The sequence below is a fragment of the Arthrobacter sp. Y3224198 genome (genome assembly GCF_059090025.1).
Genome location: NZ_JBNHFG010000002.1, coordinates 72666 through 94509 on the forward strand (window position 1 = coordinate 72666; position 21844 = coordinate 94509).

Consider the following 21844-nt stretch of genomic DNA (forward strand, 5'->3'; position numbering starts at 1 on the left):
CCGAATGTGACTAAGGTCACATAGACCGGTCTAGTGACACAGTCGACATAGATCTCGATTGGTGTTGTCCGGAAAAGCCCGCTATAGTTATCTACGGCCAAACAGCCACGGAAGAACTTGAAAGAAACCGGTGAGAATCGGTTTGATATAGTAGTTCTTATGCGTGCGTAGCTCAACGGATAGAGCATCTGACTACGGATCAGAAGGTTGGGGGTTCGAATCCCTTCGCGCGCACCACTCAGACCCGGTCTGATCAGGATAACCTGATCGGGCCGGGTTTTTTGTTTGCTGTCCGGGCCCCGGTTGCTCCCGCCGGGCAGTAATGCAAGGCTCGGTCCATGACTGAGACTCTTCAGACCGACGTAGTTGTCATTGGTGCCGGCGCTGTCGGTGAAAACGCGGCGGACCGCGTAGTCCGGGGCGGGCTTCGCGCCGTACTGGTGGAAGCCGACCTGGTGGGCGGTGAATGCTCTTATTGGGCCTGTATGCCGTCCAAGGCACTGCTGCGTCCGGGCACGGTCCTGGCGGAGGCACGTTCGGTGGCCGGATCCCGCGAAGCCGTCACCGGCACCTTGGACACTGCCGCCGTCCTGGACCGCCGCGATTCGTTCACCTCCTCCTGGGATGATGCAGGCCAGGCCGAATGGGTGGCCGGCGCCGGCATTGACCTGGTCCGCGGCCGGGCACGGTTGGTCGGGGAGCGCGAGGTGGAAGTGGCCGCCACAGACGGCGGCACCGTGCGCATCCGCGCCCGCCACGCCGTCGTGCTGGCTACCGGCTCCACACCATCCGTTCCCCCGCTGGAGGGCCTGGAGTCAGTGGACTATTGGGGCACGCGGGAAGCCACGTCCGCCCGTGAGATTCCGGAGCGGTTGGTCGTTATCGGCGGCGGCGTCTCCGGCGTCGAACTCGCGCAGGCGTACTCCCGCCTGGGCTCCCGGGTCACCGTCCTGGCCCGCGGCCCCCTGCTCAAGTCATTCCCGGAACCCGCCCGCGCCCTGGCGGAAGAGGGCCTGAAAGCCGACGGGGTGGACGTGCGCACCAACACCTCCCCCACCGGCGTGCGGAAGTCCGACGACGGCGGTGTGGAAGTCCAATTGGAGGGCGGCGACGCGGTGGCCGGGGACAGACTGCTGGTCTCCACCGGCCGGCACCCCAACCTGACCGGACTGGGGCTGGAAGACCTGGGCCTCGACCCCCGGAAATTGGACATTGACGCCACCGGCCGGGTTGTCGGCGTCGACGGCGGCTGGCTGTACGCGGTGGGCGACGCCGCCGGGAAAGTGCTGCTCACGCACCAGGGCAAGTACGAGGCACGGGCCACCGGTGACGTCATCGCGGCGCGGGCGGCCGTGGCCGGTGCCGGCAATACCCCCGGCCATTCCGGCGGCGACACTGCAAACCCGGCAGACTGGAGCCGCTACACCGCCACTGCCGATAGTTATGCCGTGCCGCAGGTGGTCTTTACCGATCCGGAGCTGGCCATGGTGGGACGGACGCTGGAGCAGGCGCGGGCGGACGGAATCAATGCCACCGAAACCTCACTGGAGATTGCCGTGGCAGGTTCCTCCCTCTATGCGGACGACTACCGGGGCTGGGCACAGATGGTGGTGGATGAGGACCGGAAAGTGCTGGTGGGCGTGACCTTTGCCGGCCCCGGCGTCTCGGAACTGCTGCACGCCGCCACCATCGCCATCACCGGTGAGGTTCCGCTGGAACGGCTCTGGCATGCCGTCCCCGCCTACCCCACCATCAGCGAGGTATGGCTCCGGTTGCTGGAAAAGTACGGCCTCTGACCGGCAGCACGGAGGGTCCGCACAGTGTGGGGGAACTCTCCTGCCCGACTCCGCCGATTCATTTGCACTGACTAGTCAGTTTCCCTTAGGTTGGCAGGTGCGCCTCTCCGCGTGCCAGGCGCGCGATATCCCGCTTTTCCCAGGACTAAGAGGCGAAACCATGCTCAGTGCGGACCACCTGTTCATCAAGGGGCGCCACAGTGCGCTCCTGCCGAATACGTCCCTGCAGGCGGAGACCGGGGACCTGTTGCTCGTCCAGGGCGATGACCAGTCCACCCGCACCGCGCTGGCCCTGACCCTTTCCGGCCGGATGCGTCCCACCTCCGGCTCCGTAGCCTGGGGCCGCAGCGACCGGCTGGAAACCCTGCGCCGGCATGCAGCGCTGGTGGATTCCCCGGACGTCAACGAACCGGAACGGCACTTCCGCGTACGCGACCTGGTCGCGGAAGACCTCGCCCTGATACCGCGCCGCAGCAGGCCGCGCATTGACGCCGCTGCATGGCTGGCCGCCGAGGGGCTCGAGGACCTGGCACCGCTGTGGATCGAAGAACTTGAGCCCGCGGCGCGGATGGACCTGCTGGTCCGCCTGGCGCTGGCGGATTTCGCCGTTGAACTGCTGGTCTTCGACTCACCGGACCGGCACCTGGCCGACCCCAAAAGCTGGCTGCCGATCGTGGCGGAAAGCGTGTCGTCTTCTGCCCGGCTGGTCACCGCCCTCGCCGTCGTCGCCCAGATCCCGCCCGACTGGACCGGGCCCACTGCCAAGGTGGGGACCGCTAACGCCCACCCGGCTGACACCCGTCCCGCCGATAGCCAGGGACCGGACAGCGACGACACCGCTTCCGTCTCCCGGGAGGTGTCCGTATGACCGTCATCCGCCTTGCCCTCAGCGAGCTCAAACGCATGACCGGCGGGATCCTGCCGAAGCTGGCCATCCTCGCCCTGTCCCTGGTGCCGCTGCTGTACGGCGCCATTTATCTGTACGCCAACTGGGATCCCTACGGGAACCTGGACGGCGTCAAGGCCGCCCTGGCGGTGGAGGACGAAGGGGCCGACACCGCGGACGGCCGGCTCGACGTCGGTGCCACCGTGCAGGAAAACCTGCTGGAAGACGGCACCTTCGACTGGGAAATCGTGGACAGCACCGACGCTGCCAACACCGGGGTACGGGATGGCAGCTACGAATTCGCACTGACCATTCCCGCGGACTTTTCCGCGAGCCTTGCCTCGACGTCCGACCTTGGCAACGCCCGCCAGGCGAGTCTGCACGTCATCACCAACGACGCCAACAACTACCTGCTGAGCAGCATCGTGGACAAGCTCACCTCCTCCGTGCATGACAGTGTCGCGGCAGAAGTGGGCGAGGAAACTGCCGGCAAGCTGCTCACCGGGTTCAGCACGGTGCACACCCAACTGCAGAAGGCGGCCGACGGCGCCGGGCAGCTGGCCGACGGTGCCGCCTCCGCGGACTCGGGCGCCGCGGAGTTGAAAACCGGCTTGGACACATTGTCCTCCGGGGCGCATTCGCTGGAGTCCGGACAGCAGCAGCTGGTCACCGGTGCCAACCAGGTGTCTTCGGGCGCGAAGGAGCTTTCAGCCGGGGCGGGCCAGTTGTCCTCGGGGGCCGGTGAGCTGTCAGCCGGCGCGGGTAATCTCTCAGCCGGCCTGGACACGTTGGCTGAGCAGACTGCCCAGTTGCCGGGGCAGACGCAGCAGCTGGCAGACGGTGTCAGCAGGGTCGCCGCCGCCGCCGACGGTCTGCAGAAGGCGCAAAGCCAGATCGACTCACTGCTGACCCAGCTCGTCGCGTCCGGCCGGATGACACAGGCCGAAGCGGATGCGATTCGGGCCACGGCCGGAGGCCAGTCCGGGGACCTTAGCCAGCTTTCAACCCTCGTGGCGGGGGCCAACACGCTGGCCGAGAAGTCCGCCGCCCTGCCCGGGGCCATCGGCCAGGCGCAACAGGGTGCAGCGGCCGTCTCTACCGGCTCGTCATCCCTTTCCTCCGGCGCGGCCGATCTGTCCGCCGGTGCGGATCGGCTCGCCACCGGCGCCTCGGACCTTGCCGCCGGAGAGCAGCAGGCACTGGACGGCACCCGGCAGCTTGCCGCCGGCGCGGATTCTGCCGCCGCAGGTGCCGGAACGCTCAAGGACGGCCTGGCGCAATTGAAGGACGGTTCCGGGGAACTGGCCCGGCAGCTGGATGAGGGCGCAGGGAATGTCCCCAACCCGAACGAGGAGGAGCGCGCGAACGCTTCCGCCGTGATTGCCGATCCGCTGACGGTCAGCACCGTGGACCAGGCCAAGGCCGGCACATACGGCGCCGGGCTGGCCCCTTACTTCCTGACCCTGGCCATGTGGGTGGGCATCTTTATGCTGGCCCAGGCCATGCGCCCCATCAGCCGCCGGGCACTGGCCTCGAACGCGCCGGCCTGGAAGATCGCCGTGGGCGGCTGGCTGCCGTTCCTGGTGGTGTCGCTGGTGCAGGCAACCGTCCTGTACGCCGCGGTCCGGTTCGGACTGGGGCTGGATCCCGCCCATCCGGTCCTGGCCTGGGCGCTGCTGCTGATGGCGGCCATGGCGTTCTCGGCCCTGATCCAGGGCATCGTGGCGCTGCTCGGCTCGGTGGGCAAGTTCGTGGTGCTGATCCTGCTGGTGCTGCAGCTGGTGTCCTCCGGCGGCACCTTCCCGTGGCAGACCATTCCCGCCCCGCTGCATGTGGCGCACGATGTACTGCCGATGGGCTACATGGTCACCGGGCTGCGCCAGCTACTGTACGGCGGGGAACTCTCCCAGGCCGCCGGGGTGGCTGTCGCACTGCTGGGCTATACCGCCGTCGGGCTGATCCTGTCCCTGCTGGCGGCACGCAGGCACCGGCTCTGGACACTGAAGACCCTGCAGCCGGAGATTGACATCTGAGCATCAATAAAGACGGCCCGGCTAGGCGCGCGGCACCACGAAGTCGGTGATCCGGGCGTCCCGGCCGTCCAGTTCCGCCCACGGCAGCGCGTGTTCCATCACGGTGAGTCCCGCCGTCGGGTACCGGGTGGCCATCTCCATCACGGCATCCTCATCCGAGGTTGTGGAGGCAAGGCGCATGGCCAGGTCCTGGACGCCGGGCAGGTGGGCGATCACCAGCAGGCTGGTCACGGTCTCGGGCACATGGTTGATCAGGCTCAGGATCCGCTCGGGCGTGGCGTTGTAGAGCCGGTCCTCCAGCTTGGCCGTGGGTGCCTTGTCGCCGAGCTCCTTGCACACCCAGGTGCAGGTCTGCCGGGCCCGCAGCGCGGAGGAGCAGAGAATAAAGTCGGGGACGGCGTCGTGCTCGCGCATCCAGACACCGGCCAAGGGCGCATCCCGGTGCCCGCGCCCGGAGAGCGGACGCTCATGGTCTGCGACGTCGCGGGGCCAGTCGGCCTTCGCATGGCGCAGCAGCTGGAGTTTCTTGAGGTGGTGGCCGGTCATTTGCCAAGTTTAGCCGCGGACGGAACCCCCATTCCGTCCGCGGCTGCGGCCCTGCGGCCGTACCCGGCGCCTAGATGCTGTATTCGGGTGCGGCCCAGACAACTACCTCGGGGTGCTCGTAGAAGCGGTACCCCTGCCCGCGCACAGTGCGGACGGTGTTGGCCAGGCGGCCCAGCTTGGAGCGCAGGCGGCGGATGTGGACGTCGATGGTGCGCTCGTTGGGCACCTCTTCGGCGTTGCGCCACAGCCCTGCCAGCAGCTCTTCGCGGCCGACCGTCCGGCTCCCGTTTTCCACCAGGTAGTTCAGGAGTTCGAATTCCTTGAACGTCAGGTTCAGCGTGTCACCGTCAAGGTGCACCTCGCGGCGCGAGAGGTCGATCAGGACGCCCGAGGGGCGGACGGACGCCGGCACCTGCGGTGCGGGCACCTGCTGCGGTGCCTGGCGGCGGGCAACGGTGGGATCGCCCAAGGCCTGGCGGACGACGTCGATGTCCGAGCCGGTAGCTCCGGCCGGGGCCAGTGCGACGGCGGCGTGGCTCTGCGCGCCGGGCACCAGGGTCTGGACGTGCGCCCGGATTTCCTGTGCCAGCTTGCTCAGCGAGGTGCCGTGAGCCGCTGCTGTTTCTTCATCGAGGCCTACATAAATAACGAATCCCCGTGCACTGGTGTCATTGCTGACCGGCTGAGGGCCGGGAACACCATTGGGGGTGACCACCTGCATGGGGGCGGTCATGGGATAGGCATCCTGGCCGGAGACGGCACGCAGCGGACGGGCTGCGGTGCCATTGGAAGGCTGGACACCATAGGACTGGTTCCCAAAAGGCTGACCGTAGGAGCGGGAGAAACCACCCATGGACGGCTGGCGTTGGGAACCTGATCCGGCGCGGTTCTGCGCATTGCGCAGGGAAATGTGGACGTAACCGGATGCTACTGACATGTGGGACCTCATCGTGAAATCGCCGTCATCACGGCTCGAATAGCGGGGGTGTGCCCGGTCGAGATGGCGCCTGTTATGCCCGTACTTGGGCCTGAGTCTTACCTGAGGATGGGGGTGGTTCCAAAGGCATGCATTCGACAACAGCACGTCTCCTGCGTGGCGCGTAGGCCACCGGGGAAGACTGCGACTGGTGCTGTCGTGTTGGTGTTCACACTTCGGATTATTGCATGTAACAAAGGGTAGTGCGCAAGTAATAATGCCCACTGCGTCTCACATGATGGACAGATTGCGTCGATTTGTGACGCACTTCACAAATTGACACAATGAATAGCTATGCATAATTATGCATAAGTCCCAAACGGATTCCTTTTGCTGGCAAGAGGGGTTGGCGACATACTGCCACGGGATACAGAAAAGGCATCCGCTCTATAAGCGCACTTACAGAGCGGATGCCGTCAAGCAAATCACCGGAGCGTCCACATAGTGGACAGATCCTGCCGCCGCCGGAGCCGGCTTCAAAGCGGGCCGGCAGGCCCGTCAACCTCGGTTAGACCACGCCGTACAGGCGGTCGCCGGCGTCGCCCAGGCCGGGGACAATGTAGGCCTTGTCATCGAGGCGTTCGTCGATGGAGGCCAGAACCACGGTGACGTTGGCATCTTGGAGCTCTTCCTGGAGCACCGAGAGGCCTTCGGGGGCGGCCAGCAGGCAGATGCAGATGACCTCGGCCGCGCCGCGCTTGAACATGAACTTAATGGCTTCGCGCAGGGTTCCGCCGGTGGCCAGCATCGGATCCAGGACGAAGACCTGGCGTCCGGTCAGATCGTCGGGGAGGCGCTCGGCATAGGTGATGGCCTCGAGGGTTTCCTCATTCCGGGCCATGCCCAGGAAACCGACCTCGGCGGTGGGGACCAGGCGGGTCATGCCTTCAAGCATGCCCAGGCCCGCGCGCAGGATCGGAACCACCAGCGGCGTGGGCTTGACCAGGCCGGTGCCGATCGCGGAGGTCACGGGGGTCTCGATGGGAACCGGCTCCACACGGACGGTCCGGGTGGCTTCATAGGCCAGCAGGGTGACCAGTTCCTCGGTCAGCTGACGAAAGACCGGTGAGGGGGTGTCCTTGTCGCGGAGAACGGTGAGTTTGTGGGCAACGAGGGGATGATCCACTACAAGTACGCGCATACTTCAAAACTACCATTCCGACCCCGCCCCCACCGCGTTCGCCCGCAGGCGCGCGGATGCGCGACGATGGGAGGCATGCAGCCCCTTTCCCGCACCCACGAGGCCTGGATGGACCTTGCCCTGGATCAGGCCCGGCAGGCACTGGACACCGGTGACGTGCCGATCGGCGCCGTCGTCCTGGGGCCGGACGGACAAGTGCTGGGCACCGGGCGCAACGAGCGCGAGGCCACCGGCGACCCCACCGCCCACGCGGAGGTGCTCGCCATCCGGGAGGCGGCGGCCGCCGTCGGCGAATGGCGGCTGGCCGGCTGCACGCTGGTGGTGACGCTGGAGCCGTGTGCCATGTGCGCCGGGGCGATAGTCCTGGCCCGGGTGCCGAAGGTGGTGTTCGGGGCGTGGGATGAGAAGGCGGGTGCGTCGGGGTCCGTGTTCGATATCCTGCGTGAACGCCGCCTGAACCACTGGGTGGAGGTTTTCCCCGGGGTGCGCGAGGAGGAGGCGGCGCGGCTGCTGCGGGACTTCTTCGGCTCCAAGCGAAACGCCTGAACCCCCGTTCCGTCAGCCCCTGTTTATACGTAGGCTTACTAACTCCGGAACGCTACGAGCAAAGGAGTTTCCCCCATGGCATCAGAGCAGGACGGACGGGACATTGTTGTCAGCATCCTCGAGAAGGCCAAGATCGCCACGGTGACCACCGTGGACCTGCAGGGGAACCTGGTCAGCCGGCCGCTGCAGCTGCAGGAGGCGGACAAGGACGGGAACCTGTGGTTCTTCACCCCCGACCCCTCTCCCAAGGCCGATGAGGTCCGCGCGAATCCGCATGTGAATGTGGCCATCCAGGATTCCAAGGGTTTCCTCTCTATCAGCGGTACGGCCAGCGTGACCAAGGATCCAGAGAAGGTCGAGGAGCTCTGGAAGACCTCGGTGGAGGCCTGGTTTGAGCACGGCCGCGAAGATCCGGCGGTGGCCCTGCTGAAGGTGGACTCCCATACAGCCGAATACTGGGCCTCCGATGAGCCGAAGATCGCCAGCATGTTCAAGATCGGCAAGGCGGCCGTGACCGGCGGAACGCCCGACGTCGGCAAGAACGACGTCGTTGACCTCTAGTTCCTGCGGTTTCGGCGGCGGCGGTAGGGCTGCTTTTGGGGGTTGGGCCTTCCACCCGGTAAGGTTGACGCGTTGGTGACGTGTCCGAGCGGCCGAAGGTGCAACACTCGAAATGTTGTTTGGTGTAAAAGCCAACGTGGGTTCAAATCCCACCGTCACCGCCACTGAAAACCCCCGGGAAACCGGGGGTTTTCTGCATTTTCGGGGTCGTCGTGGTGCATTTTTGGTGCATCTCTCGAGAAACGCCGTCACACTGGGATACCGATGGATGTGCAGTAGCCCCGCGGCGCCGAGGTCCTTCAGCTTACGGAAGCTCCATCTGGGCCAGCCTCGTCACAGCCCCGGGAGTCGCCCAGACGCGTGCCTCGTCCAGGGCAACTCGGAGTTAGGCCGCAAGGATGTCGCTGCATCCTCCGTCGGATGCTGTCCGTCCTGGACGGTCTGGCTTCTCACTTCTGGCTTCTGGCTTCTGGCTTCCGTCCAGGATCGACTCCAGATTCGGCGGGCATCGCTGCCGCCTGCCAGAAACACGCGAAAAAGAGGGCCGGTGACCGACCAGCCCGCTTTTCCGTCGTGTCTGTGCTTGCGCCGCGCGGCTACACGACGGTTAGATCGCTGATTTTTGGGTCCTTTGCCACACACCATGGATTGCGTTCCTAGCATCCAGTGGGTTCAAATCCCACCGACACCGCCAGATAAAGGAAAGGCCCCATAGATCCTCGGATCTACGGGGCCTTTCCTTTATCGGAACTGGTTCCTGCGCTTGCGGAGACCTCACAAAGACCGGGCGCCTATTAACTCAGACCGGCTGCTTCAAAGAGGCTCCGGGTTGCAAGTACTTGGCCGATAACAAGCAACACCGGAATCACGGCAGATAAGACATACCGACGGACGAGGGCGTTCTTTCCGTGACGAAGCGGGCGGCGCCTAAACCCCCACCAGATCATCACGGCAACGATCGGAGGCATGCACATCGCGTAAGGCGCCCGGTTACCGTCACGACCGTGCCTGCCGTTGCCCGTCACCATCGTGTCCAGCGGAACGTTCTGGAAGACATGGACAGCGAGTCCAATGCAAACCAACAGGGCAACTGCATAGAAAATATCGCGGACGAGGATAGCCCTTTTCAGGGAACCCGTCCGTTTTTCCACTACCGCTGACGGTCCGTTGCCGGGACCCGCACCATTGCTCATTGTGTTTGTTGCCGATCTGTCAGCCGGTCAAAATTGTCACGGCGGGTTGCACGTTTCAAATACGCCGAACCTTCGCCAACGGATTTGTACGATGTTCGCGGATATCGGCCCTCTCTCCCCATTCGGACAACAAAGGCAGAAAGGCCCGGATGCCGGCGTGGACTCCACGCCCGGCATCCGGGCGTTTCTGCTGCGGGCAGTTACTCGCAGCTCAAGCGCTTACTCGCGGTTCAGCTTGTCCTGCACCGTGCCGGCGACCTTCTCCACCACATTGGGGATGTCGGTGGTGCCGTAGTAGCGGGCGTCCGGACGGGTGACGTCCGGCATCGGGGCCGTCGTCGTCGGGCCCTCGTGGTAGCTGAACTCGCCCTTGCCGTCCGGCGTGGGGCCGGAAGCCCAGGAGCCCTCGGAGGCGTGCTTGCCGTCCGAGAAGTTCAAGTACTGGTAGGACACTTCGCGCTCTTCCTTCTTGATCGGGAAGTTGCTCGGGACCGGCAGGAGCTCGTAGCCCTCTTCCTGCAGTTCCTTCGCAGCAGCTGTCCACATGTTCTGGTGCATGGTGTCGCGCGCCAGCAGGAAGGAAAGCAGGTCCCGCACGCCCTTGTCATCGGTCATGTGGTAGAGACGGGCGACGGCGAGGCGTCCCTGCATCTCGGCGTTGGCGTTGGACGTGAAGTCGGCCAGCAGGTTGCCGGACGCAGTTACGTAACCGGCGGTCCACGGGTTGCCGTTGCTGTCCACGGGACGGGCCCCGGCACCGGCCACAATGGCGTGCTGGACGTCCATGCCACCGACGACGGCGGCGATGGTGGGATCGGACTGGACGGCGTCGTCCGTAATTCCCAGGGGTGCCTTTTCCAGCAGTTGGGCAATCATGATGGCCAGCATTTCCACGTGGCCCATTTCCTCAGCGGCGATGCCGTAAAGAAGATCCCGGTACTTGCCGGGCAGATGGGAATTCCAGGACTGGAACCCGTACTGCATGGCTACGGTGATTTCACCGTACTGTCCGCCGAGCACTTCCTGGAGTTTGCGTGCGTAGACGGCATCCGGCTTGTCCGGTGTTGCCTTGAACTGAAGTTCCTGTTTGTGAAAGAACACTATTCACCTCCGCATATCTGGCCCGCATCTGATGGGTCGCCACGAGTGCCGACGCCGCGGGCCGGTGAAAGCAACGTAACCTAAACACGAGGTAGTAAGCAAACTTAGTTTGCATATTGCGGCACCCCGGTTTTGAGGGCCAATCGGTGCCATCTCCGTCCGCCGATCCCTGCGCCGGGAATGCAAGGCGCGCTGTCCTTTGTAGGATGAAGCATGGACAACAACGGATCACAGCCCACACTTTCCCAGCTCCGCAACCGCCAGACGGAGCTGGTCCTGGCCCTGGCCAACGAAACCCGGTCCGACCGGCTCCAGCAATACAGCGACGAACTCGAATTCCTGGTCAAACACATCCAGGAACGTGAAGAAGCCGAAGCGGCCGGCACCGCCACGGCCCCGCAGGCTCCCGCCCCGGAAGAAGCTGCCGCCGCGCAGGGTGCCGGCGTGGAACAGCGTGAAGACGGCGTAGTGATCGAGCCGGGTTCCGCTCTGGCCGACGACGTCGACCGCGACAACCGCTAAGCGGCCCGCCGGCCCGTGTGCCGGGGGCCTGTGTGTCGGGGGCCGGTCAGCCGCTAGTCCTCCCAGAAGCGCCGGACGTCGTCAGCGATCTCCTTTGCCTGCCGCCGGCCGGCGGCAAGGGAGGGCTTGCGGGTCGAATCAAGCAGCATGTTGGTGCCGAAAGCCTGCAGCGCCTGTGCATCTGCCTCAATAAGGAATGCTCTGCCGTCCTTATTGATGGTCTTCAGTGCCTGCGGAAGGGTGGGGCCGAACGGACTCTGCGGCGCCTCAAGCCCGCAGGAAATCACCAGGACTTTCCCATGCCCGGCCGCGACGTCGGCGTTGGTCCCCGAGCGCATGCCGCCGTCCATGTAGACCCGCCCGTTAATGTGCACCGGCGGCCATACGGTGGGTACCGTGCAGCTGGCGGTGACGGCCAGCCCCAGATCCACGCCGGAGCTGGCGTCAAAGACCGTGAAGCTGCCGTCTTCGGCGTCGACGGCGGTGACACCCAGGGCCTTTTCCGGCCAGGCCGGGTACGGCACCAGCATGCGGATGCTGTTCACCCAGGCCTCCTCGGTCAGCTGGGTGTCCGCCTTCAGCGCCAGCCGGCCAAGCCGCGCCCGGGCGGCTTTTTCCCCGCCGCCGCCCTGCCCGGCCGCACCCATAACGTTCATAAACCGTTCGCCGTCGAAAGAATCCGGCTCCTGGTAATCCGCCGCGGCGGCGCCGTCCGGTGCGGATTCCTGCGACGCCACGGCAGCCGGTACCTGCCCGAACCGCAGGGCGGTGCCCACCACCGATCCGGCCGAGGTGCCCACCACCAGATCCGCCTCGTTCAGGTCCACCCCCAGGTCCAGCAGTTCGGCCAGCAGTCCGATTTCCCAGGCAATACCGGCCACTCCGCCGCCACCCAACACCACAGCACGCGTTGAACGCATGGTTGTTCCTCCTTGGCTTCCGCCGTCGAAGACAAGCCGGTGAGGTCCGGCTTCCTTGTTGGGCAGTGTAAGCCCGATCACTTGCCGCCGGGCCATACCGGCGGTCGGTTCCGCCGGTTACCCCCGGCGGCCGGATCCGGGCTTGAATGGTTCCATGGCATTGAGAGTTCTGATGGTGGGCCGCAAGCACGAGGACTGGGTGGTTGACGGGATCCGCCGGTACGAGAAGCGGCTGAAGAAGCCCTTCGACCTGACCTGGGTCCCCATTCCGCATTCCGCCCGCGAGGGCGATGCCGCCCGGAAGGAGGAATCCGAGCGGCTGCTGTCCAAGGTCGGCAGCGACTATGTGATCCTGCTGGATGAGCGCGGCAAGGCGATCACCTCCCCCGCCTTGGCCAAGACCCTGCAGAAACCCCTGGATTCCTCCCGCAACGTGACGTTGATCATCGGTGGCGCCTACGGGGTGGACCAGAGCGTGCATGACCGCGCCGACTTCGTCTGGTCCCTGTCCCCATTGGTCTTCCCGCACCAGCTGGTCCGGCTGATTCTCGCCGAGCAGGTCTACCGCGCCCAGGAGATCGCCGGAGGACGCCCGTACCACCACGAATAGCGGATCGGCGGAATTCCCCGCACGGTAAAGTGGGAGCAGTTTTTCAGCAGTCCGGCAGGCCCCGCGCCGCGCCGGCAGGAGCAGAACCGGGAAAGGGAGCCTATGCCCACGCGCACCGACCCTTTCCGCCTGCTCCGGGCCGGCGTCGCCACCGCGGTGATCATGGCGCTGGCCGTGGGCGCGCATACCGCCGGCGGCGGAACCCTTCCCGCACCGGTCCTTCTTCTGGCCCTGGGCGCCATGACGCTGGCGGGGGTTACGGTCACGGCCGGACGCCGCTTCCGCCCGGGCAGCCTGTTCCTGGTCCTTGGCGCCGCACAACTGGTTCTGCACCAGGCGTTTGACCTGCTGACACCCGCCGGCCCGGTCCCCTGCCTGCCCGCCGCATCCGGGCACGGCAGCCATGGGACGGCCGCGGACTGCCTCCCGCCAGCCGCCGTCGCCCCCGATTTCTCCGGACACGAACACGCCGGGCCCGGCCTTCACGACGCCGGCCCCACACTTTTCCTGGCCCACCTCGCCGCCGTTGTCCTCACCACCCTGGCGCTGGCGCGCGGCGAGGATGCCCTGCATGCCGCAGCCGCCTGGCTGCGGCCGCTGTTCAGCAGCCCCGCGCCGCTGCCTTTCCCGGCATCCCGCCCCGCGGCCATTTCCGGTCCCGATGCCGGGACCCTTCGCGCCCCGTTCTGCTCGGCGCGCCCGCTGCGCGGCCCGCCGTCGTACGCCTTGGCCTAATCCCTTTTCCTTTTTCACCTGCCGCTTCCTGCGGCTCCCGGCGCCCACACGCCATTGAAAGGCTTACCCATGCGTACCCGCACTTCTGCCCTGCTCGCTGCCGGCGGCACCGCCGCCCTGATGACGCTCGGCCTCGGCTCCGCCGCCGCCCACGTCCACGTCACCCCGGACACCACCGGCGCCGGCGAGACCGCGCTGCTGACCTTCGATCTTTCGCACGGCTGCGAAGGCTCCCCCACCACCGCCCTGACCTTCACCCTGCCGGACGAGCTGACCGACGCCACCCCCACCGCCCACGCCGGATGGGACATCAAGAAGGAGACCGAAGAGCTGGCCGAACCGCGGACCCTGCCCAACGGATCGCAGGTCAGCTCCCGCACCAGCGCCATTGTCTACACCGCGCAGCAGCCGCTGGCCGACGGCGTCCGGGACACCTTCACACTTGGCGTCACGCTGCCGGAGGAGGAAGGCCGCACGCTGGCTTTCCCCGTCCTGCAGACCTGTGCCGAGGGTGAAACCGATTGGGCCGAGGTCCCCGCCGAGGGGCAGTCCGGCCATGACCTGGACTCCCCCGCCCCGGTTCTGACCATTACCGAAGCGGACGACGACGATGCGCACGGCGAGCACGGCGACGACAGCGGAACAGCCGCGGACCGTGACCGCCAGGACGCTGACGACGACCGGGAGGACGACATCGAGGCCGCACAGGTGGCCGGCTACGCGGGTCTGGGTGCGGGTGTGCTCGGCCTGGCCGCCGGTGTCACCGCGCTGATCCGGACCCGGCGCCGCAGCAGGGGCTAGCGCATTCCTTTCCAGGGTTTGTTAACAGCGATGCCCGTCCCGGCTCTGAGCAGGGACGGGCATCGCTGTTATTCGGCTTGGCGCTCCAGGCCGTCATCTATACCGCGAAGGTCCAGCACGAAACGGTAGCGGACATCGTTCCGCGCCAGCCTCTCCATACCGAGGTCGGCCTCTTTCCACGGGAGAGTCTCGACGTCGGCAACAATGCCGTGCCGGGCACAGAAGTCCAATAGCTCCTGTGTGCGCCGGCGCCCCCCGCTCCCCGCGGAAGCCAGCCGCTTCCGCCCGATCAGGAGATCTGTAGTGGCCAGGGTGAATGAGCCGAGATAGCCGAGGGAGTACAGGATGCCGTCGAGGTCCAGTGCCCCCAGATACGGAGCCAGGTCATGCTCAACAGCCACCGTATCCAGGACAACGTCGAGAGTGCCCCGGCTCTCCTGCATGGCCGGCGCATCGGTCGAAACTATTACCTGCCCGGCGCCCAGGGCCCGGGCATCTGCAGCCTTGGCGGGGGTGGTGGTAAAGACCGTGACCTCGGCTCCGAGCGCCCGGCCCAGCCGCACGGCGAGGTGCCCGAGGCCGCCCAGTCCGACGACACCAAGCCTGGTGCCCGGCCCAACACCGGCCGCCCGAAGCGGCTCCCACACGGTCACCCCGGCGCACATCAGCGGCGCGGCACCGGCTGGGTTGAGTCCGTCGGGCAGGGTATAAACGAAGTCTTCCCGGGCCACGTACCGCCCGGCATACCCGCCCGCGGTCAGGCTCCCGTCCACGCGGTCCTTCCCGCCGTACGTCAAAGTCGGAAATTCCTCGCAGAAGTTCTCCTGCCCGGCCAGGCACATCCTGCAGACCCCGCAGGAGTCAACGATATTGCCTACTGCCACCGCGTCCCCCGGCGCGAACCGCGTCACGGCGGGACCGACCGCTGCTACCTCCCCGACGAACTCGTGTCCCGGCACCAGCGGAAAGGTGCTCCCGGCACCCGCGTGCAGGGCGTGAAGGTCTGAATGGCAGACACCGCAGAAGGTAATCCGGATATCTACATCGTCGTCGCGCAACGGACGCCGCAGGATTACTGCGGTCTCCAGAGGACCGCCGGGAGTAGATGCCTGAAGGGCTATGGTTTCCATACCGAGACACACTACCTACTAGTTGGTAGTAAAGATATACTCTTCCCATGCCAAACGCCGAGGAAACCCGTCGCCGCATCCTCCATGCAGCCACCGAGGAATTTGCGGTCCGGGGCATCGCCGGAGCCCGGGTAGACCGGATTGCCGCCGCGTCCGGGGCCAGCAAGCCCATGCTGTACGCCTATTTCGGCTCCAAGGAGCAACTGTTCGAGGCAGTATTCACCTCGCACGTGCTAGCCAACAGCAACCGGGTTCCGTTCACTGCGCACGACCTTGCCGGCTATGCGGTGCGCCTGTATGACGACTATGTCGCCGATCCTGCGCTCGTCCGGCTGATTGCCTGGAAGCGCCTCGAACGTGAATCCGCGGGCTATCTATACCCCGGACTGCAGGAGAATGATGCGGCACATCTGCGCGACATCGAGCAAGAGCAACAAACGGGGAGGATCCGTTCGGATCTCGAGGCGGAGGATGTCTGGTCGCTCCTGATTTCAATGGCCTCCACTTGGGCCCAGGCGTCAATCACCGCTGTCGCCGACGGAGGGGATCCCACCCACATCCATCAGAGGCGCCGGGCAGCGCTGGCCGCCGCGGTGGAATCCGGCCTGGGCGTTCCGTAATTGTCAGCAGGCCGCCCGACGGCCTCGCATGCCCGTAACGGTTATGCGTCTTTCCGCCCCGCCCAGCGGGGCGGATTGACGCGCCCCCGACGCCGGGACAGGGTGAGAGCATGACCACCCGAAGCTCCGCTTTCCGCACTCGTAAAACCCTCACCCTGTTGGCCCTGCTGGCCCTTTCCGGTTCCACGCTGGCCGGCTGCGGATCCGGGGATGACGACGGCGGCGGCGACGCGGCGCCGTCGGCCTCACCCTCTGCGAGCGCGACGCCGACCGTTGGCGCCACGCCTGCTCCGGCAACCTCGACTGCCGGCACCGGCGGAGCGGCTGCGACGGGACCGGCACTGTGCACCGCTGACATGCTCAGCGGAACGGTGGAAGACATTCCAGGCGGTGCGTCTGCCGGCGGGGTGTCCCGCGCCCTGGTGCTGACCAATACGTCCGGCGGGGGCGCCTGCACCATGGCGGGCTACCCCGGCGTCTCCTACCTGGATGCTGCGGGCCAGCAGGTCGGGGCTGCGGCCGGGCGGATCGACGGTGTTGCGGTCCCCGTGACGCTGGCGCCGGGCCAGTCGGCAACCGCCGAACTGCAGGAAACCGTGGCGCAGAAGTACGGCGAGTGCCAGGTGCAGCCGACCGCGTCCCTGCTGGTCTACCCGCCTGAGGACACCACATCCCTGACCGTTGCCTACCCCTCCACCGGCTGCCTGAACGGCGACATTGAGCTGCTGCACGTGGGAATGGTCCAGGCCCGCTGATATTCGGCCTGCAGCCAAACCCGCCGCAGCGCCGCTTAAAGTGTCCCCGGGGTGGGGAACAATAGAGCCATGACATCGGCGTCCTTGGTGCCGTCCTCGGTACTGGGTAAATTCACCCCCGCAACACGGGAATGGTTCGAGGGTGTCTTCGCCGCGCCCACCCCGGCCCAGCTGGGGGCCTGGGACGCCGTTTCCGAAGGTGCCAATGCCCTGGTGGTTGCCCCCACCGGTTCGGGCAAGACGCTGGCCGCCTTCCTCTGGGCGCTGGACAGCTTTATTGCTGCTGCCACCCGGACCCCGGCGGATCCAACCCTGGACATCCCCCTGCCCGCGCACGGAAAGGGCTCCGGCTCCAGGCGTGCCAAGGAACCCAAACGCAAGACCAAGGTCCTGTACATCTCCCCGTTGAAGGCCCTCGGCGTGGACGTGGAGCGGAACCTGCGCTCTCCGCTGATCGGCATCACCCAGACCGCCAAGCGGCTGGGCCTGCCCGCCCCGTCCATCACCGTGGGCGTCCGTTCCGGTGACACTCCGCAGAACGAACGCCGCGCCCTGCTGACCCGGCCCCCGGACATCCTGATCACCACGCCGGAGTCCCTGTTCCTGATGCTCACCTCGCAGGCACGCGAAACGCTGTCCGAGGTGGAAACCGTCATTGTGGACGAGGTCCACGCCGTCGCCGGCACCAAGCGCGGCGCGCACCTGGCGGTAACGCTGGCCCGGCTGGACGCCATGCTGGACAAACCGGTGCAGAGGATCGGGCTCTCCGCCACGGTGGAGCCGCACGAGACTGTGGCCCGGTTCCTGGGCGGCAACTCCCCCGTGCGGATCGTCGCGCCCGAGTCGAAAAAGAACTGGAACCTCACCGTCACCGTTCCGGTGGAGGACATGTCGGACCTGGGCGGCGCCCCCGCGGTCGAGGACACCGTGGAGGGCGGCTACGCGCCGCAGGCCAGCATCTGGCCGCATGTGGAGGAAAAGATTGTCGACCTCATTGAGGCCAACCGCTCCACCATTGTGTTTGCCAACTCCCGGCGCCTGGCCGAACGGCTGACCGCGCGGCTGAACGAGATCCATGCCTTCCGGCTGGAAGCGGCGTCGGCGGCCACCGGGACCGACGACGCCGCGCCCGCCGTGAGCGCAGGCACCTCCCGCCCGCCGGCGCAGATCATGGCGCAGGCCGGGGTCTCGGTGCTGCGGCGGGAAGACCTGGCCGTGGAGGATGACAGCCCGGTGCTGGCGCGAGCCCACCACGGGTCGGTGTCCAAGGACCAGCGCGCCCTGATCGAGGACGACCTGAAGTCCGGCCGGTTGCGCTGCGTGGTGGCCACCAGCTCGCTGGAACTGGGCATCGACATGGGTGCCGTGGACCTGGTGGTACAGGTGGAATCCCCGCCCTCCGTCGCCAGCGGCCTGCAGCGGGTAGGCCGCGCCGGACACCAGGTCGGTGAAATCTCCCAAGGCGTGATGTTCCCCAAGCACCGCGGGGACCTGCTCAACTCCGCCGTCACCGCCGAACGGATGCTGGCCGGGCAGATCGAGCCGCTTGCCATTCCCGCCAATCCGCTGGACATCCTCGCACAGCAGACCGTGGCCGCCGCCGCCCTGGGCTCCATCGACGTGGAGGAATGGTTCGACGTCGTCCGCGCCTCCGCCCCGTTCGCCGGGCTGCCGCGCTCCGCCTTTGATGCCACCCTGGACCTGCTTTCCGGGCGCTACCCGTCGGACGAATTTGCCGAGCTGCGCCCGCGGATTGTCTGGGACCGGACCGAAGGCACCATCACCGGGCGTCCCGGGGCCCAGCGTCTGGCGGTCACCTCCGGCGGCACCATCCCGGACCGCGGCCTGTTCGGTGTGTACCTGGTGGGCGATTCCGAGGGGAAGAACAGCCGCCGGGTGGGTGAGCTCGATGAGGAAATGGTCTACGAATCCCGGGTGGGAGACGTGTTCGCCCTCGGGGCCACCAGCTGGCGGATCGAGGACATCACCCATGACCGGGTGCTGGTTTCCCCCGCCTTCGGTCAGCCGGGAAAGCTGCCGTTCTGGCGTGGCGATTCGCTTGGCCGGCCGGTGGAGCTGGGCCGGGCCCTGGGCGCGTTCGTGCGGGAAATGGCCGGCTCTGACGACGCCGCTGCCCGGGAGCGGCTGGCCGCCGTCGGACTGGACGAGTGGGCCGCCGGGAACCTGATCACCTACCTGCGCGAACAGCAGCAGGCCACCGACGTGGTGCCCAATGATCGGTCCCTGGTGGTGGAACGCTTCCACGACGAACTTGGTGACTGGCGGGTGGTCCTGCACAGCCCCTACGGCATGCCGGTGCACGCCCCCTGGGCCCTGGCCGTTGGCGCCCGGCTGCACGCCAAGTACGGACTGGACGGCTCGGCCATGGCTTCCGATGACGGCATTGTGCTGCGGGTGCCGCTGATGGAGGACGAACCGCCCGGCGCCGAACTGTTCCTCTTCGACCCGGAGGAACTCGATTCCATTGTCACCGCCGAAGTAGGCGGCTCGGCCCTGTTCGCGTCCCGGTTCCGGGAATGCGCGGCCCGGGCGCTGCTGCTGCCCCGGCAGAACCCGTCCAAACGCACCCCTCTCTGGCAACAGCGGCAGCGTTCGGCGCAACTGCTGGACGTCGCCAAGAAGTACCCCACCTTCCCCATCGTGCTCGAAACCGTGCGCGAATGCCTGCAGGACGTCTACGATCTGCCGGCACTGAAAGACATTGCGTCCGGCATCGAACGCCGCGAAATCCGGCTGGTGGAGACCACCACGCCCTCGCCGTCGCCGTTCGCCCGCTCGCTGCTGTTCGGTTATGTGGGTGCCTTCCTCTACGAAGGCGACTCCCCGCTGGCCGAACGCCGGGCCGCCGCCCTGTCCCTGGACCCCACGCTGCTCAACGAACTGCTGGGCAGGGCCGAACTGCGTGAGCTGCTGGACGCGCGGATCATCACCCGCATTGAACGGGAACTGCAGCGCCTGGCACCGGACCGCAAGGCCCGCGGGCTCGAAGGCGTGGCGGATCTGCTCCGGCTGCTCGGGCCGCTGTCCGTGCCGGAGGTCGCGGCCCGGCTGCAGCCCGTGGACGCTGCCGCCGCTGAAGCCGACGGCGCCGCCGCCCCGGAAAACGCCACCGAGGCGGACGCGCAGGAGTTCCTGGAGCAACTGGTGCGTGCCAACCGCGCCCTGAAGATCGGCATGGCCGGGGCCACCCGCTACGCGGCCATCGAGGACGCCGCCCGGCTCCGGGATGCGCTCGGGGTGCCGCTTCCCATGGGCGTTCCGCTGGCGTTTATCGAACCCGTGGCCGATCCCCTGGGCGACCTGGTGGGCCGGTACGCCCGAACGCACGGCCCCTTCACCGCGGCCGAGGCAGCGGCCCGGCTGGGACTGGGCGTCGCCGTCGTCACCGGCACCCTGCAGCGGCTGGCCGGTGAGGGACGGGTGGCCGAAGGCGAATTCCGTCCCGCCGAAACCCTGCTGCTGGACGCAGCCTCCGGGGTGGATGCCACTCCCGCCGCAACCGTCACCGTGCCCGCCGCCGGCGGCACCGAGTGGTGCGACGTCGAGGTCCTGCGGCGGCTGCGGCGCAGCTCGCTGGCGGCCCTGCGCTCCGAGGTGGAACCGGTGGATCCGGCCACCTACGGCCGGTTCCTGCCGGCCTGGCAGAACGTGGGCTCCGGACTGCGGGGGCTCGACGGCGTGGCCACCGTCATCGACCAGCTCTCCGGCGTGCCCATCCCGGCCTCCGCATGGGAACCGCTGATCCTGGGTTCGCGCGTGCGGGACTACGCCCCGGCCATGCTGGACGAGCTGACCGCCACCGGCGAGGTCATCTGGTCCGGCAGCGGCTCGCTGCCCGGCAACGACGGATGGATTGCCCTGCACCTGGCCGAAAACGCACCGCTCACTTTGGCTCCCTCGGCGGACTTCGAACCCGGTGCCCTGCACCTGCGCCTGATGGAGGTGCTGGGCAACGGAGGCGCGTACTTCTTCCGCCAACTCAGTGACAGCCTGGCCGCTGGCGGTCCCGCCGAGACGGACGCGAACGTGGTCTCGGCCCTGTGGGACCTGGTGTGGGCGGGGCGGATCAGCAATGACACCTTCACGCCGGTACGCTCCCTGCTCTCCGGCGGCAAGACCGCGCACAAGCAGCGGGCCGCCACGCCCCGGGCCCGGACCGCGCGGATGGGGCGGCTGGGCCGGGCGCCCGGCGCCTCCCTGACGGGCAGTCCCATGCGGCTGGCCGGCAGCAGCACCGCTGCCGCTCCGCTCCGCAACGCCCCTCCCCTGGTGGCCGGCCGGTGGAGCCTGCTCCCGCCGGTGGAAACCGACACCACCCTGCACGCCCATGCCACGGCCGAGCTGATGCTGGACCGCTATGGCGTGGTCACCCGCGGCTCCGTGGCCAGCGAGGGCACGGCCGGCGGCTTCGCCCTGCTGTATCGGGTGCTGGCCCGGCTGGAGGAGATGGGCCGGTGCCGGCGCGGCTACTTCATTGAAACCCTGGGCGCGGCCCAGTTCGCGGTGCCGGCAACGGTAGACCGGCTCCGTTCCTTCTCCGAGGACGCGCAGCTGAAACAGCCCGAGCCCGCCGCCGTCGCCCTCGCCGCCACCGATCCGGCCAACCCCTACGGTGCCGCCCTGCCCTGGCCGTCCCTGGACGGCGGGCACCGGCCGGGCCGGAAAGCCGGAGCCTTGGTGGTGCTGGTGGACGGCAACCTGTCCCTCTACGCCGAGCGCGGCGGCAAGACCCTGCTGACCTTCACGGAAGACCCGGCGGAGCTCGAACTCTCCGCGGCTGCCCTGGTGAAGATCATCCGCCGGGGAGCGGCAGAAAAGATGGCGATTGAAAAGGTCAACGGAACGGACATCCTGGACACGGAGGCGGCACGCGCGCTGACCGCGGCCGGTTTCTACACCACCCCGAAGGGACTGCGTTACCGTGTGTGAAAGTATCGGCGCCGACCCCGCG

The 21844-nt window shown here is 67.1% G+C and carries 18 protein-coding genes and 2 tRNA genes; 14 read left to right on the forward strand and 6 right to left on the reverse strand.

Going from position 1 to position 21844, the window contains the following annotated elements; translation table 11 throughout:
• The first annotated feature begins 161 nt into the window (after positions 1-161).
• The 4 genes from AC5RUF_RS01565 to AC5RUF_RS01580 all read left to right on the forward strand — a co-directional run bounded on the left by AC5RUF_RS01565 (position 162) and on the right by AC5RUF_RS01580 (position 4715).
• Positions 162-237: transfer RNA gene (locus AC5RUF_RS01565), tRNA-Arg, on the forward strand.
• Positions 238-338: 101 nt separating this feature from the next.
• Positions 339-1796 (forward strand): dihydrolipoyl dehydrogenase family protein, encoded by a 1458-nt coding sequence (locus AC5RUF_RS01570; RefSeq protein WP_494129479.1) that lies wholly within the window; start codon positions 339-341, stop codon positions 1794-1796.
• Between the two features lie 160 nt (positions 1797-1956).
• Positions 1957-2664, forward strand: a complete 708-nt coding sequence (locus AC5RUF_RS01575) for an ABC transporter ATP-binding protein (RefSeq protein WP_494129480.1) — start codon at positions 1957-1959, stop codon at positions 2662-2664.
• Complete coding sequence (locus AC5RUF_RS01580) at positions 2661-4715, forward strand: YhgE/Pip domain-containing protein (protein ID WP_494129481.1); 2055 nt, start codon at positions 2661-2663, stop codon at positions 4713-4715. The genes AC5RUF_RS01575 and AC5RUF_RS01580 overlap by 4 nt, the downstream gene beginning before the upstream one ends.
• Positions 4716-4736: 21 nt before the next feature.
• On the opposite strand, the gene AC5RUF_RS01585 is transcribed toward AC5RUF_RS01580, so the two are convergent.
• From AC5RUF_RS01585 to upp, 3 genes are all read right to left on the reverse strand, one after another.
• Entirely contained in the window at positions 4737-5261 is a 525-nt protein-coding gene (locus AC5RUF_RS01585) for a SixA phosphatase family protein (RefSeq protein ID WP_493998671.1), read from the reverse strand.
• 70 nt (positions 5262-5331) lie between these two features.
• Entirely contained in the window at positions 5332-6198 is an 867-nt protein-coding gene (locus AC5RUF_RS01590; RefSeq protein ID WP_494129482.1) for a winged helix-turn-helix domain-containing protein, read from the reverse strand.
• Between the two features lie 547 nt (positions 6199-6745).
• The gene (gene upp / locus AC5RUF_RS01595; protein ID WP_493998669.1) at positions 6746-7378 is read right to left on the reverse strand and encodes a uracil phosphoribosyltransferase; all 633 of its coding nucleotides are present in this window, start codon (positions 7376-7378) and stop codon (positions 6746-6748) included.
• A gap of 75 nt (positions 7379-7453) precedes the next feature.
• Here upp and tadA point away from each other — a divergent pair, with 75 nt between their 5' ends.
• The 3 genes from tadA (at position 7454) to AC5RUF_RS01610 (ending at position 8649) form a co-directional block, all read left to right on the forward strand.
• Positions 7454-7924 carry a tRNA adenosine(34) deaminase TadA gene (tadA, locus tag AC5RUF_RS01600; RefSeq protein WP_494129483.1) on the forward strand — a complete coding sequence of 157 codons (471 nt, stop codon included), beginning with the start codon at positions 7454-7456 and terminating at the stop codon, positions 7922-7924.
• Positions 7925-7999: 75 nt separating this feature from the next.
• A complete protein-coding gene (locus AC5RUF_RS01605; protein WP_494129484.1) occupies positions 8000-8485 on the forward strand; it encodes a pyridoxamine 5'-phosphate oxidase family protein in 486 nt (161 codons plus the stop codon).
• Between the two features lie 74 nt (positions 8486-8559).
• Positions 8560-8649, forward strand: a tRNA-Ser gene (locus tag AC5RUF_RS01610).
• Between the two features lie 1248 nt (positions 8650-9897).
• Here AC5RUF_RS01610 and AC5RUF_RS01615 read toward each other — a convergent pair.
• Positions 9898-10779, reverse strand: coding sequence for a manganese catalase (locus AC5RUF_RS01615; RefSeq protein WP_494129485.1), 882 nt, complete (start codon positions 10777-10779; stop codon positions 9898-9900).
• A 213-nt stretch (positions 10780-10992) separates the two neighbouring features.
• On the opposite strand from AC5RUF_RS01615, the gene AC5RUF_RS01620 reads away from it, so the two are divergent.
• Positions 10993-11301 carry a hypothetical protein gene (locus AC5RUF_RS01620; RefSeq protein ID WP_494129486.1) on the forward strand — a complete coding sequence of 103 codons (309 nt, stop codon included), beginning with the start codon at positions 10993-10995 and terminating at the stop codon, positions 11299-11301.
• Between the two features lie 53 nt (positions 11302-11354).
• Here AC5RUF_RS01620 and AC5RUF_RS01625 read toward each other — a convergent pair whose 3' ends face one another.
• Positions 11355-12221 carry a patatin-like phospholipase family protein gene (locus AC5RUF_RS01625; RefSeq protein ID WP_494129487.1) on the reverse strand — a complete coding sequence of 289 codons (867 nt, stop codon included), beginning with the start codon at positions 12219-12221 and terminating at the stop codon, positions 11355-11357.
• 154 nt (positions 12222-12375) lie between these two features.
• Between AC5RUF_RS01625 and AC5RUF_RS01630 the strand changes: the two genes are divergently transcribed.
• From AC5RUF_RS01630 to AC5RUF_RS01640, 3 genes are all read left to right on the forward strand, one after another.
• Entirely contained in the window at positions 12376-12831 is a 456-nt protein-coding gene (locus AC5RUF_RS01630) for a 23S rRNA (pseudouridine(1915)-N(3))-methyltransferase RlmH (protein WP_494129488.1), read from the forward strand.
• Positions 12832-12933: 102 nt separating this feature from the next.
• Positions 12934-13566, forward strand: coding sequence for a hypothetical protein (locus AC5RUF_RS01635; protein ID WP_494129489.1), 633 nt, complete (start codon positions 12934-12936; stop codon positions 13564-13566).
• Between the two features lie 69 nt (positions 13567-13635).
• A complete protein-coding gene (locus AC5RUF_RS01640) occupies positions 13636-14367 on the forward strand; it encodes a YcnI family copper-binding membrane protein (protein ID WP_494129490.1) in 732 nt (243 codons plus the stop codon).
• Positions 14368-14435: 68 nt separating this feature from the next.
• Here the strand turns inward: AC5RUF_RS01640 and AC5RUF_RS01645 are convergent, their stop codons facing one another.
• Positions 14436-15497 (reverse strand): NAD(P)-dependent alcohol dehydrogenase, encoded by a 1062-nt coding sequence (locus AC5RUF_RS01645; RefSeq protein ID WP_494129491.1) that lies wholly within the window; start codon positions 15495-15497, stop codon positions 14436-14438.
• 47 nt (positions 15498-15544) lie between these two features.
• Here AC5RUF_RS01645 and AC5RUF_RS01650 point away from each other — a divergent pair, with 47 nt between their 5' ends.
• From AC5RUF_RS01650 to AC5RUF_RS01660, 3 genes are all read left to right on the forward strand, one after another.
• Entirely contained in the window at positions 15545-16117 is a 573-nt protein-coding gene (locus AC5RUF_RS01650; protein WP_493998863.1) for a TetR/AcrR family transcriptional regulator, read from the forward strand.
• 110 nt (positions 16118-16227) lie between these two features.
• Positions 16228-16872: a DUF4232 domain-containing protein gene (locus AC5RUF_RS01655; protein WP_494129492.1), complete on the forward strand. Its 645-nt coding sequence runs from the start codon at positions 16228-16230 to the stop codon at positions 16870-16872.
• 69 nt (positions 16873-16941) lie between these two features.
• A complete protein-coding gene (locus AC5RUF_RS01660; protein WP_494129493.1) occupies positions 16942-21822 on the forward strand; it encodes an ATP-dependent helicase in 4881 nt (1626 codons plus the stop codon).
• Positions 21823-21844: the final 22 nt, after the last annotated feature.